Raw genomic sequence first — 15,838 nt, forward strand, 5'->3', positions numbered from 1 at the left:
GGCGGGTCAGCTCCTCACGAGGGTCGCGGCGGCGGGGGCGGGGATGCGCTCCGCGAGCGGGATCACCGGCGGGATCGCCTCCCGTGGCTCGCCGAGCAGCACCCGCCGTACGACACGTTCGGCGGCCAGCCCGTCGTCGAACTGGCAGAACCTCCCACGGAACGCCGCCCGTTGCGCCTTCGCCTCCGGGCCCGCGTAGGAGCCGTCGCGGAAGAGACGGGCCAGCTCCTCGGCGGTGCGGGCGACCGGTCCCGGCGGCTCGGTCATCAGGTCGAGGTAGACGCCCCGCGTCTCCTGGTAGACCTCCCAGTCGTCGGCGTACACGACGATCGGCCGGTCCAGGTTGGCGTAGTCGAACATGATCGAGGAGTAGTCGGTGACCAGCGCGTCGGCCGCCAGGCACACGTCCTCCGAGGAGTGGTGCGCGGTTACATCAATGACTCGGCTGATCCGCCCGGAGTTCCGGGTGCGGCCCCGGTCGTAGAAGTAGTGGGCGCGCAGCAGCACGACCACGTCCTCGCCGGCCGCCTCGCAGAACGCCTCCAGGTCCGGGCCGGCCTCGAAACCGGTGTGGTGGTCGCGGTGGGTCGGTGCGTACAGCACGGCCGTGCTGCCCTCGGGCACGCCCAGCTCCCGCCGGACACGGGCGACGTCGTCGGCGGTCGCCGTGCAGTAGACGTCGTTGCGCGGATAGCCGTACTCCAGGTGCTCGTACGAACCGGGGAAGGCGCGCTCCCACATCTGGGTGGAGTGGCGGTTCGACGAGAGGTTGAAGTCCCAGCGGTCGACCCGGCCCAGCAGCCTGGTGAAGCTGCCGGACTGCGCGGCCACCACCGGGTACGTCGACTGGTCCACGCCCATCGTCTTCAGCGGGGTGCCGTGCTGGGTCTGCAGATGGACGCTGCCCGGCCGTTTGACGACGTCCTCGGCGAAGTTGGCGTTGTTCACCAGGTACTTGGCGCGGGCCAGCACCTCCCAGTAGCGGCGGGAGCCGATCACCGCGTACTCGACGTTCTTCGGCATCGCATGCGCCTGGTCGGCCTCGACCAGGAACACCGAGCGGATGTGCGGGGCGAGTTCACGGGCCTTGGCGTGGATCGCGGCCGGGTTGCAGGCGTAGCCGCGGCCCCAGTAGGCGCAGTACACCGCCAGGTTGGGATCGAGGGGGCGGCGCAGGTCGCGGGCGTAGCGCAGCCGGGTGCGCAGCATGTGCGGGCGCGGCACGGTCTCGGCCGCCCTGGCCGTCGCCTGGTTGGCGCCGCGCAGCGCGCGGAACGCGGTGTACGCGCCGGCCGCCAGCAGCCGGTGCTGCACGCCGAGGCTGCCGCCCGGGGTGTGGTAGCCGGCGGGCCGGTGCCGCCGGTACAGCCGGCCGGCCCGGCGGAAGAACGCCCGATGCCCGCAGGGCAGCCGCTGCGGCCGGGACGCCGTCTTCAGCACGTACCCGAAGAGCTGCTCGAAGAGTGCGTGGGTCCGCTCGGCGGACAGCCCGCTGCCGGCCGCCCGGGTCAGCACCAGCTCCACCTGGTCCAGCAGGGCGTGCTGGTGCGGTCCGGGCACGTTGAGCCTGCTGCCCTGCCGGCGCAGCCGGTGCCGTACGACGACCCGGCGCAGCACCGCGATCCGTCCGGCGGCGATGGTGGTCAGCCCGCCCCAGCCCAGGTCGGTGAAGTGGCTCTCGGGAAACGTGAGCCGGTGCTCGGTGAGGAAGGTGCGGCGGTAGGCGGCGCTCCACGCCGGCAGCTGCACGCCCGTCAGCTCGGGGAACACGTCCGGAGCGAAGGCTCCCTTCGGTGCCCTGGCCAGCAGCGGGGCCACCGGGTTGCTCGACTCGCCCTCCCACCAGGGGGTCCGCTCGTGTTCGAAAAGAAGCATGTCGACACCGGCGGTCTCGGTCAGCCGCGCGTCCAGCGCCGTCAGCGCGCCCGGCAGCAGCAGGTCGTCGCCGTCGAGGAACAGCACGTACGCGCCGGTCGCCGCCCGCACCCCGGCGTTGCGGGCCCCGCTCAGACCGGCGGCCGGCGGCGAGTCGACCGGTGTCACCCGGGAGTCCCGCTCGGCGTATGCGGCGGCCACCGCGGCGGCCGGGGCGTCGGGAGCGTCGCAGACCGGGATCAGCTCCAGGTCGCCGAAGGACTGGCCGAGGACCGAGTCCAGCGCCTGGGACAGCCGACCAGCGACCCCATGGGAAGGGACGATGATGCTGAAGCGGGGCATTCTGCTCTTTCTGTTGTCTTGCGGAAGCGGCTGGGCCGTCCGGCGGGACGCCAGGTGGACGGCCGGACCGGAGTCGGCCGCGTCGTGCTGAGGGGCATGGGAACTCCCGTTAGGACCAACGCTGTTCAGCGGCTCTCGGTGACGGGGAGGGGGCCGGAAGGTTGCGACACGGTGGCGAGCGGGGAGTGGGCCGCCGCCGCGGCCGAGGGCACGGGCTTGCGCTCGGCGAGCGGCACGAACGCCGGCCGCCCCGCCTCCTCGCTCAGCACGACGTGCCGTACGACGCGCTCGGCGGCGCGTCCGTCGTCGTACCGGCAGAACCGCTCCCGGAACGCCGCCCGCAGCTGGGCGGAGCGCGAGCCGCGCCAGTGGTCGGTGGCGAAGATGTCGATCAGCTCGTCCTCGCTGCGGGCCACCGCGCCCGGTGGGAAGGCACGCAGGTCGAAGTAGGTACCCCGGGCCGCGTCGTACGCGTCCCAGTCCTCGGCGTGGACCACGATCGGCCGGTCCAGATTGGCGTAGTCGAACATCAGCGACGAGTAGTCGGTGATCAGCGCGTCCGAGGCGAGGCAGAGGGAGGCGATGTCCGGGTGGTCGCCGACGTCGACGACCCGGGCGGCGCCCTCGGCGAGCGGGCCGGGGTGCCAGTAGTGGGCGCGGGCCAGGACCACGAAGCGCGGGCCCAGCCGGCGCAGGATCCGGTCCAGGTCGAGGACGGGGCGCTGGGTGCGGTGGTAGTCGCGGTGGGTGGGGGCGTACAGCAGCGCGACCGTGCCCTCGGGGACGCCGAGCGACTCGCGGATCCGGGCCACGTCGGCCGACGTCGCCCGCTGGAACACGTCGTTGCGCGGGTAGCCGTACTCCAGCGTGGTGTAGCCGCCGGGGTAGACGCGCTCCCAGGTCAGGGTGGTGTGGCGGTTCGCGGACAGCACGTAGTCCCACTTGTCGACGCCCCGCAGAAGCTCCTCGAAGTCCATGTCACCGGCGGCCGCCGGGCGTTCCTGGAGGTCGAGGCCCATGTGCTTGAGGGGGGTGCCGTGCTGGGTCTGGACGAAGACCTGGCCGCGACGCTTCCTCAGCCGGCGGTCGAAATTGACGTTGTTGACCAGGTACTTGGAGCGGGCCAGCGCCGTCCAGTAGGCGAAGCTGCCCGGGCGCAGCCGGCGCGGGCCCGGCGGAACGGCGTGCTGGTGCTCGGGGCGGGCGATCCAGGCGGTGCGGATGTGCGGGGCGTGGGCGCGGAACGCCTCCTCCAGGGCGCCCGGATTGCAGCCGTGGCCCCGGTGCCAGTACGCGGCGAAGACGGCCCGGTCGGAGCGCAGCGGGAGGCGCAGCTGGACGCGGTAGTGCAGCTGGAGGACGGCTGCCCGGACGGCCCGGGCCAGCTTGACGGCGGCCTTGAAGGCGCGGCGGCGGACGGTCATCGCCAGCTGGAGGGCGCGGTAGGTGCGGTGCAGGCCGAAGCGGACGAGGCCGTGGCGCAGCCGGGTGCGCAGCGGGACGGAGGCGCCCCGGACCAGGTAACGGCGGTAGTGGGCGCGGGCCTTGCGCAGGAACTCGCCCCGGGTGCCGCGCGGGAGCCGGTCCCGCTTGGTGAACACGGTGGAGAAGTGGTCGACCATGCGGCGGAACAACACCGGCCGCCAACGGGCGAGTTCGGGCCGCCCGTCCATGAACGCGAACACCCGGTCGTACTGCTCGAAGATGTCGAAGTGCTTGCGGCTGGTGGTGCCCAGGATGTTGCCCTGCCGCCGCTGCCGGTAGTGCACGCACACCCGGTCCAGGGTGGCGATCGATCCTGCCGCCATCAGGACCGGGAAGGTCCAGGGCGTGTCCTCGTAGTAGCCGGTCGGGAACCGGAAGTCCTGCTCCGCGACGAAGTCCCGCCGGTACACCTTGTTCCAGGCGACCATCAGCACCCGCAGCAGCCCCGGGCGGTCCTCGAGACGGAAGGGCGCCGGGCCCTGCTGGGTGAGATGGGCGGCGACCTTGTTGCGCTCCACCGCGCCGTTCCAGTAGGTGCGCGCGTAGTCGAAGACCAGCACGTCCGGCTCGCCGGTCTCCTTGATCCGGTCGGCGATCGAGCGCAGCGCGTCCGGGGTGAGCGTGTCGTCGCTGTCCAGGAAGACCAGGTAGTCGCCCGTCGCCCGGGCCATGCCGGCGTTGCGGGCGCGGCCCAGGCCCTGGTTCTCGGCCAGGTGTACGGCCTTCACGCGCGCGTCGCGGGCGGCGTACTCGTCGATGAGGGCACCGCAGGCGTCAGGCGAGCAGTCGTCCACGGCGATCAGTTCGAGGTCGGGAAACGACTGTGCGAGCACCGAGTCCAGGCACTCGGAGAGGTACGCCTGGACCTTGTACGCGGGGACAATGACACTGAACCTGGGCAAGGGGCATCCATGGGTCGGTCGGCGCGGGCGTTCTGCCCGGGAACGGCCAATGGAGTGATTTGGTTACGGTTCGTACGGCATGTGGGGGACGCCGGGTGCTGTGTTTTCCGGGGGACACCTCCAGACCCACGCGGAGGGGCGGGCCTCTTGAGGCCCGCCCCCGAAAAGTGTCCTTTTGGTGCTACTTGACCGCGCCCGCCATGACCCCGGACACGAACTGCCGCTGGAACGCGAAGAACACGACCAGCGGGATCACCATCGAGATGAACGCGCCCGGCGCCAGCACGTCGATGTTGTTGCCGAACTGCCGGACCTGCGTCTGCAGGGCGACCGTGATCGGCTGCGAACCGGACTTGGTGAACACCAGCGCGACCAGCATGTCGTTCCACACCCACAGGAACTGGAAGATGCCGAGGCTCGCGATCGCGGGCCCGCCGAGCGGCATCACCACCCGGGCGAAGAGCCGCAGTTCACCGGCGCCGTCGAGGCGGGCCGCCTCCAGCAGCTCCCGCGGGATCTCGGCGAAGAAGTTCCGCAACAGGAACACCGCGAACGGCAGACCGAAGCCCACGTGGAACAGGATCACCCCGAAGATGGTCCCGAACAGACCTATCCTGCCGAACAGTTCGGCGATCGGGATCAGCGCCACCTGCACCGGCACCACCAGCAGGCTGACCACGCCGAGGAACCACCAGTCCCGGCCCGGGAACTCCATCCACGCGAACGCGTAGCCCGCGAGCGAGCCGATCACCACGACCAGGATCGTCGCCGGGACCGTGATCAGCACGGTGTTCAGCAGGGAGTTGGTGATGTCGCTGTTCTCCAGCAGCTTCTGGTAGCTCTCGAAGGTCAGCTGGGACGGCTGGGTGAACACCTTCCACCAGCCGCTCGCGCTCATGTCCTCCGGTGTGCGCAGCGAGGAGATGAGCAGACCGATGGTCGGCACCAGCCAGAACAGGCCGACGAGGATGAGGAGCACACGGACCAGTCCGCCGCTGAGCCTCTCGGCGATCCTCGAACCGAGCGACTGCCGGGCCTTCACGGTCATGTCGGCGGGTGCCGCCCTTCCGATGCTTCCGGCAGCGGTCGTCATCGCCGAACCTCCCGCCGCAGCCTGCGAATGTTACTGCGCCTTCCCGGGGGATAACCCCCGGACCCCCAGCCGACGCAAGGCACACGCGTCTTCATCGCTTGCCCTCCCGCCGCAGCCTGCGAATGTTGAACAGCATCACCGGGATCACCAGGAGCAGCAGGAACACCGCGATCGCGCTCGCGATGCCCGGCTGGCTCTCCGCGAAGCCCTTGCGGTACAGCTCCAGGGCCAGCACGTTCGCGTCGTCCTGGGAGGAGCCCGGAGCGATGATGTAGACGAGGTCGAACACCTTGAGCACGTTGATCATCAGCGTGACGGTGACGACCGCCAGGACCGGAGCGAGCAGCGGCACGGTGACCCGGCGGAACACCTGCCACTCGTTGGCGCCGTCCACCCGCGCGGCCTCCAGCAGCTCCCGGGGCACGCCAGCGAGCCCGGCCGCGATCAGCACCATCGCGAAGCCCGCCCACATCCACACGTACGACCCGATGATGGCCGGGGTGACCAGCGACGGGCCGAGCCAGTCGACGCCGTTGTACGGCTCCCTGAAGTTGCTCGCGGGAAGCCGCAGCCGGGCGCCGTCGGCCTGCGCGGGCAGCGTGAAGGTGCCGTCGCCGGCCGCCTCGGCGGACGCCACCACCGTGCCGTCCTTCACCGCCTCGATCCGCATCCCGGCGTAGCCCAGCTCGGACGGGTCGGGCACGCCCAGCTTCCCGACGCCCTTGCCGCGGGTGAAGTCCTGCCAGGTGGTGCCGGTGATCTTCCCCGGCTCCGGCTCGGCGGCCACGGCCTTCTTCGCGCCGTCGGGCATCTGGTCGGGGGCGACGCCGACCAGCGGGAGCGCGACCGTCTGCCCGGTGTGCACCGCGGCCGAGGTGATGAAACCGCCCTGGTCCGGTTCGAGCGGTGACTCGCGGCCCGGGTGCGCCTTCGGGAACGCCGACGACTGCGCGAAGGTGTCGTGCACACCCACCCACACCGCGTTGGCGACGCCCTTGTCCGGATCCTGGTCGTACACCAGCCGGAAGATGATCCCGGCCGCCAGCATCGAGATCGCCATCGGCATGAAGACGACCAGCTTGAACGCCGTGCCCCAGCGCACCCGTTCGGTCAGCACCGCGAAGACCAGGCCGAGGGCCGTGGAGACGGTCGGCGCGAACACCACCCAGATGATGTTGTTCTTCAGGGCGGTGCGGATGCCGTCGTCGGTGAACAGCGCCTTGTAGTTGTCGATGCCGGCGAAGCCGTCGCCCGAGGCGTTGTAGAAGCTGCGGACGAGCGAGTACCCGATCGGATAGACCACGAGCGCGCCCAGCAGCACCAGTGCGGGCAGCAGGAACAGGGCTGCCACCGTCCGGCGGGTGCCGGTCACGCTCCTGCGGCTCTTCGGTGCGGCGGGGCCCGGTGGGGGCCCGGCCGCCGCTGCCGACGCCATCGCCGGATCAGCTCCCGTTCCCGTAGGCCGCCGCCGCGTCCTTCTCCAGCTGCGCCTGGGCGCCCGCCACGTCCTTCGGGTTCTTCAGGAAGTCCTGCAGGTCCTTCCACTCGCCCTTGCCCGGGGTGCCGCCGAAGGCCTGCGGGGCCTGGTCGGACATGTCGAAGCGGAAGTCGTCGCCGGACGCGATCAGCGCCTTGGCGATCTTCTGCTGCACCGGGTTCGGGTAGGCCGAGTCCGGCACGTTCTTGTTCGGCGAGAGGTAGCCGCCGAGCTTGGCCTGGATGGTCGCCGCGTCCGGGGAGGCCAGGAAGGTGGCCAGCGCCTGCGCCGCCTTGGAGTCCTTCAGGATGACGGCCGCGTCACCGCCGGAGACCACCGGTGCGGTCGAGCCGGCCGCCGGGAACGGGAACACCTTCGCGTCCGTGCCCACCTTCGCCTTGGTGTCAGCGATGTTGACCTGGACGAAGTCGCCCTCGTAGACCATCGCCGCCTTCGGCTGGTCCCCGCCGGTGAAGGTCTGCGTGACGGAGTTCGGGAACTCGGTCTGCAGGGCACCGTCCGCGCCGCCCGCCACATAGTCCTTCTTGCCCCAGATCTGGGCGAGCGTGGTCAGGGCCTGCTTCACCGAGGGATCGGTCCACTTGATCTTGTGCTGGGCGAGCTGGTCGTACTTCTCCGGCCCGGCCTGGGACAGATAGACGTTCTCGAACCAGTCCGTCAGCGTCCAGCCGTCGGCGCCGCCGACCGAGAACGGGGTGACACCGGAGTCGTACACCGCCTGCGCGGCGGTCAGCAGCTCCTGCCAGGTCTTCGGCTCCTTGGCGCCCGCGTTCTCGAAGGCCTTGGCGTTGTACCAGATCAGCGACTTGTTGGCGGCCTTGTAGTAGACGCCGTACTGCTTGCCGTCGATCTTGCCGATGTCCTGCCAGCCCTGCGAGTAGTTCTTCTGCAGCTCCTTGAGCGCGTCCGGGCCGAGCGGTTTCGCCCACTTCTTGTCCACGGCCTGCTTGATCGCGCCCGGCTGCGGCAGCAGGGCCACGTCCGGCGGCTGACCGCCCGCGATCTTCGAACCGAGGAAGTTGATGATCGGGTCCTGGGCGGGCACGAACGTCACCTTCGCGCCCGTGCGCTTCTCGAACTCCGCCAGGACCTTCTTGAAGTTCGCCTGTTCGGTGCCGGTCCAGACGGCGGCGACCTCCAGGCTCGCGCCGTTCAGTTTCGGCAGGGTGACGCCGGAGCCGCTCGCGGTGTCCCCGCCGCTCGTGTCGCCGCTGCCCTTCTTGTCGTCGCCGCTGGAGCAGGCGGTGAGCGCGAGGGCTCCCGCGAGCAAGGCGGCGACAGTGGTGACGGCCCTGTGTGTCCGGATGGTGTTGCTGTTGCCACGCATCACTTCCCCGTTCGTCGTTCTCCGCTGAACGTCAGAACACTGTTCCGTGCGATCCGGTCTACGCCGGGCCGCACGAGGGCGGCAAGAGCGCCTGCGCCGTCCGGCGGGTCATCGTGACCGGCTCGTGATCAGGGAAGTATGCGTACGGATTCCGGCTACAGGAGCGAGGGCACCTCGGCCGCGGCGACCTGCCGGGCCGCCCGCTCCACCGCACTCGCCAGCAGGGCCAGGTCGGTGGGGCCGTTGCCCAGTTCGCGCACGGGACGACGGGCCGGCGGATCGCCCATCCGCTGCCACTCCAGCGGGACGACCGTGGGCCGCTGGGTCGCGGTGCGCGGGATACGGCCCGTCACCCGGCCGCCCTGGAAACCGACGGTCCGCCCGTCCGCGTACGCCAGCCTGCCGCGCCCGGGCGCCGGCTCCTCGGGCCCGGCCGTCGGCGCGTCCAGCGTGACCCGCAGGGTGGCCTGCCGGGCCGGCTCCGTCTCCGCCGTACGACCGCCCGTCCCGGCCGCGGCCACCAGGTGCACGCCGAGCCGCTCGCCCTCCCGGGCCACCGCCTCCAGGGCCCGCATCACCGATCCGGCGGCGGGCCGGCCTGGCGAGCCGAGCGCGGGGGAGACCAGCGCGTCCAGGTCGTCGACGACCACCAGGAGCCGGGGCAGCGGCGGTGCGGCCTCGGTGCGCTTGCGTGCGGCGCCGGGCCGCAGCCGCATCGTGGAGCTGGGCGGCGCCTCTATGTCCCCGGCCCCGGAGGCCGCCGGGCGCCCGCCCGGGGAGCGCTGCGCGACGATACGGCCGGACACCTCGCGCCCCGCGTGCCACTGGGCGAAGTCCGTCCGGCCCAGCAACTCCGCGCGCCGCTTCAGCTCGGCGCTCAGCGACTGCGCGAACTCCCGCATGCGGACGGGGTCGTTGGCGATGAGGTGGGTCGTGACATGGGGTATGTCCGTGCAGACGCGCAGGCCCTCACCGTGCCCCGCGCCCGCGCCGACGCCGTCCCGGCCGTCGATCAGCACCATGCCCAGCCGGTCGGGCCGCTCCGCGGCGGCCAGCGAGGCGATCAGGGCCCGCAGCAGCTCGGTACGGCCGCTGCCGGCCGGCCCCTCGATCAGCAGATGCGGCCCGTCGGCCACCAGGTCGGCGGTGAGCGGGCCGTGCGGCCCGGCACCGAGCACCGCCCGGGCCCGGCCGCCCATCGAGTCCGTGTCGTCGGCCGCGTCCGCCCAGCGCGCCATCAGCGAGGCCGGGGTGGCCCGGGCCAGGCCCAGCTCGTCCAGTAGCCGCGCCGACTGCGGTAGCGGTACGGCCACGCGCGCGTGCCGCTCGCCGACGGGGCCGTCGGGCCGGAGCGGCGCCAGCGCCCGCGCGAACCGCTCCGCCCAGGCGGGGGAGACGGCGTCGACGGTGGCGACGGTCCCCGGGCCCACGGGCCCGGTCGGCGCGACGCGCATCAGGTGCAGCGCACCGGCGATGTCGCCGCTGAGCAGGGCCACGGCCCCACAGTGCCGGAAGGTGGGCGTGACCGCGCAGGCCGCCTCGTACGTCCGCGCCACGGGCGAGGCGGGCGTGGTGGCCGCGGTCTCGGCGAGGCAGACGACATGGATCCCGGCCCGCGGACCGGACACGGCCAGCCGCGCCAGGGCTTCCTGCAGAGAGGCGCCGCCGGGGTCCCCGTCCACGACGACGACGGTGAACGGCCCCGGGAAGCCACCGAATCCGGCCGGCTCGGCGCCTTCCCTGGCCCAGGAGGGGCGGCGGGCGGAGGTGGTGGTGCCGTGCGGGGAGACGGGGTCCGGGTCCGGGGCGGTGTGGTGGGCCGTCCCGGGTGCCGTTGCCGGTGCGGCGGGCGAGGCCTGTCCGGCAGGGCCGGTGGACGGGGCGACGGCCCCGGTCGCCGAGGCCGGCTGGGCCGTGCCTCGGCCCGTCGCCGCGAACTCCTCCACCCGGCGCAGCAGTTCCTCCGTGCGGGCCGCCGCCTGTTCGCGGTCGTAGGCCAGCAACAGGCGGCAGTCCTGGCCGTGCCCCGGACGGACGTGCGGGAGCCAGCTCAGCCAGGACCACTCGGCCGTCCGCTCCTCCTCGGGGCGGCTGCGGTCCGCGCTGATCAGCACGATCTCCAGCAGGTCGGGGGAGTGCAGCACGGCCAGCTGGGCCAGCACCGCACGGGCCAGCCCGGACAGCCGGGGGCGCGGACCGGCCAGGCCCAGCGCACCCGCCTCGCGCAGCGCGGCGGTCACCGGTACGGCGGGCAGCACGCCCGAGCCGTCCGGTGCGCTCCGGTCGGCCGTGCCCAGCCGTACGGTCAGCGCCTCCGGGTGTCCCGGCCCCCGCTCCCACAGCCGGGGCCCGGGCCCCAGGGCCGTCAGCAGCAGCGCGGCGGGATCCGGCCAGGTCTCCGGCAGCTGCGGGCCGTCGGCCGGCTGCACGCCGCCCGCACCGGCCTCCGTGGCGCCGTACCTCTCCGGCCGGGCCGCGGGCTGCTCCCCGCGCCCACCGGCCAGCCGCCGCGCCCAGGCACCGATTCCGCCCCGGCGACGGCCGCCCTCGGGGGCGTCGGTGCCCCGGAGCGGGGTGTCCTTGCGGCCGCGGCTCGCTCCCGCATCGGTGCCGGAAGCGGCACTGTCGGACGCCGGGCCGCGGGTCGTCGCACCGGCGTGTGCGGCCCCGGTCAGGCCCTCCGGGCCGCCGACGCCGTACCGCCCCGCGTGTGTGTCCCCGCCACGGCTGGCGGAACCGGGCATCCCGGCCGCGGCTATGTCTCCGCCCGGTCCGCCGGCCCCGTGGCGGCCTGCGGCTGCGGCCTCGCCGCCGGTGGTCGCCACGGGCATCCCGGGGGCCGTGTGTTCGTCGTTCGGTCCGCCGGCCCCGTAGCGGCCCGTGGCCGCGCCCCCGCCGCCGGCAGCCGCGCCGGGCACTCCGGGGGCCGGGCGTTCGCCGCTCGGTCCGGCCCCGAAGCCGCCCCCGTCGACGGAAGCCCTGCCGGGAGCCGAACCCGGCCCCCCTGCGCCTGCGCCGCGTGTCTCGATGCTCGGTGCCCCGCCCTGGCCCGGTACCGCCGGCTGTTCGCCGCGCCGGTGCTCCGGAACCCCCGCGCCCCCGCCCGGGGCAGCCCAGCTCGCCGTGCCGTACGCGTGACGGGTCGGTCCTGAGGGGCCGTCGGCGGCCGGGCCCGAGGCGGGCTCCACGCGCGCGTGCCCGGCGGCGCCCGCCGCACCCGGACCACCGGCTTCGCCGGCCGACCCCGGGGCGAAGCGCACGCACCCCTCCCCGTCCGGCACCGTCCGTACCCGCGCCCCGGGGCCGGCGGACGGGGTGAGCCGCAGGGCGGACTCGCCGATCCTCAGCAGGGCCCCCGGAGCGAACCGCACCGCGCGGTCGCTCACCCGGGTGCCGTCCAGGGCCGTGCCGTTGGTGGAGCCGAGGTCGGCCACGGAGACGCGGCCGTCGGCGGCGACCGTGACCGCGCAGTGCAGGCGGGAGACGTCCGGGTCGTCCAGCGGGACGTCGGCGTCGGCGGAGCGGCCGACCGTGATCCGGCCGCCGTGCAGCAGATGGACCCCGCCCGCGTCCGGGCCCGCGACCACGTGCAGCTGCGCCGGGGCGTCGTCCAGCTCGGGATGCGGCTCGGGGGCCGCCGGGGCGCCCAGGGACAGCACGGCGCCGTCGACCAGGGGAGGCTCGCCGAGGGTGCAGCGGCGCGGGTCCAGCCGCTCCGCGCCGGCGTACAGGACCACCGAGGCGCTGCCCGTGTCCCGGCCCGTGCCGCCGTCTCCGGTGACCGTCGTGGCCAGTGCCGACGCCACCGCGGCCAGGTCCGTGCCCGCGGGCGCCGTCACCAGCACGTCGCGGCTCGCGGCGCGGCCCCGCTGCGGGGACGGACCCAGCGGGTCCACGACGGTCAGCCGGATCTGCATCGGCGCAGCGGTCCCTTCTGCCCGGGCGCGGACATCCCCCACCCCCGCACGAGCACGTCGGCCAGTACTGCACGCATCCTCGCACCTGTCACTGACAACGCGCCCGCGGCCCGGTGCCAAGTGATCTTGATTGGTCAGCTCTGCCCCCAAAAGTGCCTGACCATTAATCCATCGGTGATCAGTTGAGATCGGTCACGTCCGGCACTGGGCAACCAGGAGACCAAGGCGAGCGTCTTTCCTTCGAACATCGACGGGAACGCTTACGTAGTGCCCTGGGGGGCGGCACTACAGTGGGCCGGAACACCGGAACACAGGCGAACAGACAGCAGGGAGCGCGGAACGTGCGGCCAGTCGGCAGCAAGTACCTGCTCGAGGAGCCGCTCGGACGCGGCGCCACGGGCACCGTCTGGCGTGCCCGCCAGCGCGAGACCGCGGGCGCCGAGGCGGCCGTGGCCGGCCAGCCCGGCGAGACGGTCGCGATCAAGGTCCTCAAGGAGGAGCTGGCGAGCGACCCGGACATCGTGATGCGGTTCCTGCGGGAACGCTCCGTCCTGCTCCGGCTCACCCACCCCAACATCGTCCGGGTCCGCGACCTGGTCGTCGAGGGTGATCTGCTGGCCCTGGTCATGGACCTCGTCGACGGCCCCGACCTGCACCGCTACCTGCGCGAGAACGGCCCCTTCACGCCGGTCGCCGCCGCGCTGATGACGGCGCAGATCGCCGACGCCCTCGGCGCGAGCCACTCCGACGGCGTCGTCCACCGCGACCTGAAGCCCGCCAACGTGCTGCTCCAGCAGTTCGACAGCCAGATGCACCCGATGCTGACCGACTTCGGCATCGCCCGCCTCGCCGACTCCCCGGGCCTGACTCGCACGCACGAGTTCGTCGGCACGCCCGCGTACATCGCGCCGGAGTCCGCCGAGGGCCGCCCGCAGACCTCCGCCGTCGACATCTACGGCGCCGGCATCCTGCTGTACGAACTGGTCACCGGTCACCCGCCGTTCTCCGGCGCCACCGCCCTGGAGGTGCTGCACCAGCACCTGAGCGCCGAGCCGCGCCGCCCCTCCACCGTCCCGGACCCGCTGTGGACGGTGATAGAGCGCTGCCTGCGCAAGAACCCCGACGAGCGGCCCAGCGCCGAGAACCTCGCGCGCGGACTCCGGGTCGTGGCCGAGGGCGTCGGCGTGCACGCGAACGCCGCCCAGATCGCCGCCGCCGAGGGCGTCGGTGCCCTGCTGGCCCCGGACCCGGCCCCGACCGCCGTTCCGGGCGTGCCCGGTGCCGCCGACCCCACCCAGGTGCTGCCGACGAACGCGCCGCAGGGGGCGTTCGACCCGAATGCGGCGACCAGCGTCCTGCCGCACACCGGCGGCCCCGTCGGCGCGGCCGACCCGACCGCCGTCCTGCCGAACACCGGCGCGGCCGACCCGACGGCCGTCATGCCCCCGATGCCGCAGGGGCAGCCGGGCCAGCAGCCCGATCAGCCGCACCCCTGGCAGACCCAGCTGCGCGCGGCCCGGGACCGCAACGAGCAGACGCAGATCCAGTACCTCGACCCCAATGAGGACCCGCTGCGCCGCCGCCCCCAGCGGCAGGTCGCCCGGCCGCAGCAGCAGCCGCGTCAGGCCCCGCAGGCGCGCCCGCAGCAGCCGCAGTCGCGCGGCCGCCAGCAGCCGCACGCCGGGTACGGCTACCCGCAGCAGCCCCAGCAGTACGCCCCGCAGCAGCAGCCCCAGCGGTACGCGCCCCCCGCCCCGGAGCCGCAGCGGCCCGCGCGCGAGCCCCGGCCGGCCAGGCAGCGCAGCGCCAACCCGATGAAGATCCCCGGACTCGGCTGCCTGAAGGGCTGCCTGTTCACGATCGTCATCCTGGTCGTGGCCGGCTGGCTGATCTGGGACCTGACCCCGCTGCACACCTGGGTCGGCCAGGGCAGGGGCTACTGGCACGAGGTGAGCCACTTCGCCGGGCAGGTGGGCCACTGGCTCAAGCAGCTGGGCTCGGCCACCGGCAGCGGCAACTGACCGCTGGTTTGGTGATTTGTCGACACCTGGCGGGTGATTTCCGTCTCCGCGGTGAAGGTTGGCTCGTTCGGCGCGTAGCTTTGTCGGCAACACGCGTCAGTAGGAGCAGTCTTGGCACGGAAGATCGGCAGCCGGTACACCGCCAACCAGATCCTGGGGCGGGGCAGCGCCGGCACGGTGTGGCTGGGCGAGGGACCCGAGGGGCCCGTCGCGATCAAGCTGCTGCGTGAGGACCTCGCGTCCGACCAGGAGCTCGTCGGGCGCTTCGTGCAGGAGCGCACCGCACTGCTCGGCCTGGAGCACCCGCACATCGTCACGGTGCGCGACCTCGTGGTCGACGGCAACGACCTGGCGCTCGTCATGGACCTGGTGCGCGGCACCGATCTGCGCACCCGCCTGGACCGTGAGCGACGGATGGCTCCCGAGGCGGCCGTGGCGATCGTCGCCGACATCGCCGACGGGCTCGCGGCGGCCCACGCGTCCGGGGTCGTGCACCGGGACGTCAAGCCCGAGAACGTCCTGCTGGACATGCAGGGCCCGCTCGGCCCTGGCGGCGCGCACCCCGCCCTGCTGACGGACTTCGGCGTCGCGAAGCTGATCGACTCGCCGAAGCGGACCCGGGCCACGAAGATCATCGGTACGCCGGACTACCTGGCCCCGGAGATCGTCGAGGGCCTGCCGCCGCGCGCCTCGGTCGACATCTACGCCCTCGCGACGGTGCTGTACGAGCTGCTGGCCGGCTTCACCCCCTTCGGGGGCGGGCACCCGGGGGCGGTGCTGCGCCGCCACGTGACGGAGACGGTCGTACCGCTGCCGGGGATCCCCGACGAGCTGTGGCAGCTGATCGTGCAGTGCCTCGCGAAGGCGCCGGCGTCGCGGCTGCGGGCGTCGGAGCTGGCGGCGCTCCTGCGGGAGCAGCTGCCGACACTGGTCGGGATGCCGCCGCTGGACGTCGACGAGCCGGACGCGGAGTCGGCCGAGGAGGGCCCGGAGGAGGCACCGGCCCCGGCCGCGCCCGGGGAGCCCGTACGGCGCCGGGGCGCGGTCTCCCTGGTGCCGGGGGCCAAGCCGGACTCCAACCGGGACACCCACACGTCGATGCGGGTGCCGGCGCCCGACGAGCTCGCCGGAGGAGCACGGGGCACGGCGCGAGCCCCCCGTGCGTCGGGCGCACCCCGCCCCGGCTCGGCCCGCCACCGCGCCGCCGCCCGGCGCCGCAGGATCACGCTGAGCATCGCGGGAGTGGTCCTGGCCGCGGCGATAGGAGTCGGCGCGTGGGCGGCGACCTCCGGGGACGACGAGCCGCCGCAGGAGACCCACAGCACCTCGACGCCGTAGGCGCGAGGCCTGTGGAGAGGTGCTCCTCACCGCTCGGCCC

8 protein-coding genes are annotated in these 15,838 nt (G+C 73.4%); 2 read left to right on the top strand and 6 right to left on the bottom strand.

What is annotated here, in order from left to right:
• Positions 1-6 precede the first annotated feature (6 nt).
• The 6 genes from ACIRVH_RS36605 to ACIRVH_RS36630 all read right to left on the bottom strand — a co-directional run bounded on the left by ACIRVH_RS36605 (position 7) and on the right by ACIRVH_RS36630 (position 12,439).
• Positions 7-2,217, bottom strand: coding sequence for a CDP-glycerol glycerophosphotransferase family protein (locus ACIRVH_RS36605; protein WP_403962797.1), 2,211 nt, complete (start codon positions 2,215-2,217; stop codon positions 7-9).
• Positions 2,218-2,342: 125 nt separating this feature from the next.
• Positions 2,343-4,604 (bottom strand): CDP-glycerol glycerophosphotransferase family protein, encoded by a 2,262-nt coding sequence (locus tag ACIRVH_RS36610; protein WP_403962799.1) that lies wholly within the window; start codon positions 4,602-4,604, stop codon positions 2,343-2,345.
• Positions 4,605-4,785: 181 nt separating this feature from the next.
• Entirely contained in the window at positions 4,786-5,697 is a 912-nt protein-coding gene (locus ACIRVH_RS36615; RefSeq protein ID WP_403962802.1) for a carbohydrate ABC transporter permease, read from the bottom strand.
• A gap of 91 nt (positions 5,698-5,788) precedes the next feature.
• Complete coding sequence (locus ACIRVH_RS36620; protein ID WP_403962805.1) at positions 5,789-7,132, bottom strand: carbohydrate ABC transporter permease; 1,344 nt, start codon at positions 7,130-7,132, stop codon at positions 5,789-5,791.
• A 7-nt stretch (positions 7,133-7,139) separates the two neighbouring features.
• The gene (locus ACIRVH_RS36625) at positions 7,140-8,522 is read right to left on the bottom strand and encodes an ABC transporter substrate-binding protein (RefSeq protein WP_403962807.1); all 1,383 of its coding nucleotides are present in this window, start codon (positions 8,520-8,522) and stop codon (positions 7,140-7,142) included.
• Positions 8,523-8,677: 155 nt separating this feature from the next.
• Positions 8,678-12,439: an FtsK/SpoIIIE domain-containing protein gene (locus ACIRVH_RS36630; RefSeq protein WP_403962810.1), complete on the bottom strand. Its 3,762-nt coding sequence runs from the start codon at positions 12,437-12,439 to the stop codon at positions 8,678-8,680.
• 341 nt (positions 12,440-12,780) lie between these two features.
• Here ACIRVH_RS36630 and ACIRVH_RS36635 point away from each other — a divergent pair, with 341 nt between their 5' ends.
• Both ACIRVH_RS36635 and ACIRVH_RS36640 read left to right on the top strand, forming a co-directional pair.
• Positions 12,781-14,460 (top strand): serine/threonine-protein kinase, encoded by a 1,680-nt coding sequence (locus ACIRVH_RS36635; protein WP_403962813.1) that lies wholly within the window; start codon positions 12,781-12,783, stop codon positions 14,458-14,460.
• A 111-nt stretch (positions 14,461-14,571) separates the two neighbouring features.
• Entirely contained in the window at positions 14,572-15,798 is a 1,227-nt protein-coding gene (locus ACIRVH_RS36640; protein ID WP_403962816.1) for a serine/threonine-protein kinase, read from the top strand.
• Positions 15,799-15,838: the final 40 nt, after the last annotated feature.

Source organism: Streptomyces sp. NPDC101165, from assembly GCF_044768135.1.
Taxonomy (GTDB): Bacteria; Actinomycetota; Actinomycetes; order Streptomycetales; family Streptomycetaceae; genus Streptomyces.

What these genes read in the sequence shown, in the direction of transcription:
- ACIRVH_RS36605 (WP_403962797.1), bottom strand. Translation starts at nt 2,217, where the DNA reads ATGCCCCGCTTCAGCATCATCGTCCCTTCCCATGGGGTCGCTGGTCGG.
- ACIRVH_RS36615 (WP_403962802.1), bottom strand. Translation starts at nt 5,697, where the DNA reads ATGACGACCGCTGCCGGAAGCATCGGAAGGGCGGCACCCGCCGACATG.
- ACIRVH_RS36620 (WP_403962805.1), bottom strand. Translation starts at nt 7,132, where the DNA reads ATGGCGTCGGCAGCGGCGGCCGGGCCCCCACCGGGCCCCGCCGCACCG.
- ACIRVH_RS36625 (WP_403962807.1), bottom strand. Translation starts at nt 8,522, where the DNA reads ATGCGTGGCAACAGCAACACCATCCGGACACACAGGGCCGTCACCACT.
- ACIRVH_RS36630 (WP_403962810.1), bottom strand. Translation starts at nt 12,439, where the DNA reads ATGCAGATCCGGCTGACCGTCGTGGACCCGCTGGGTCCGTCCCCGCAG.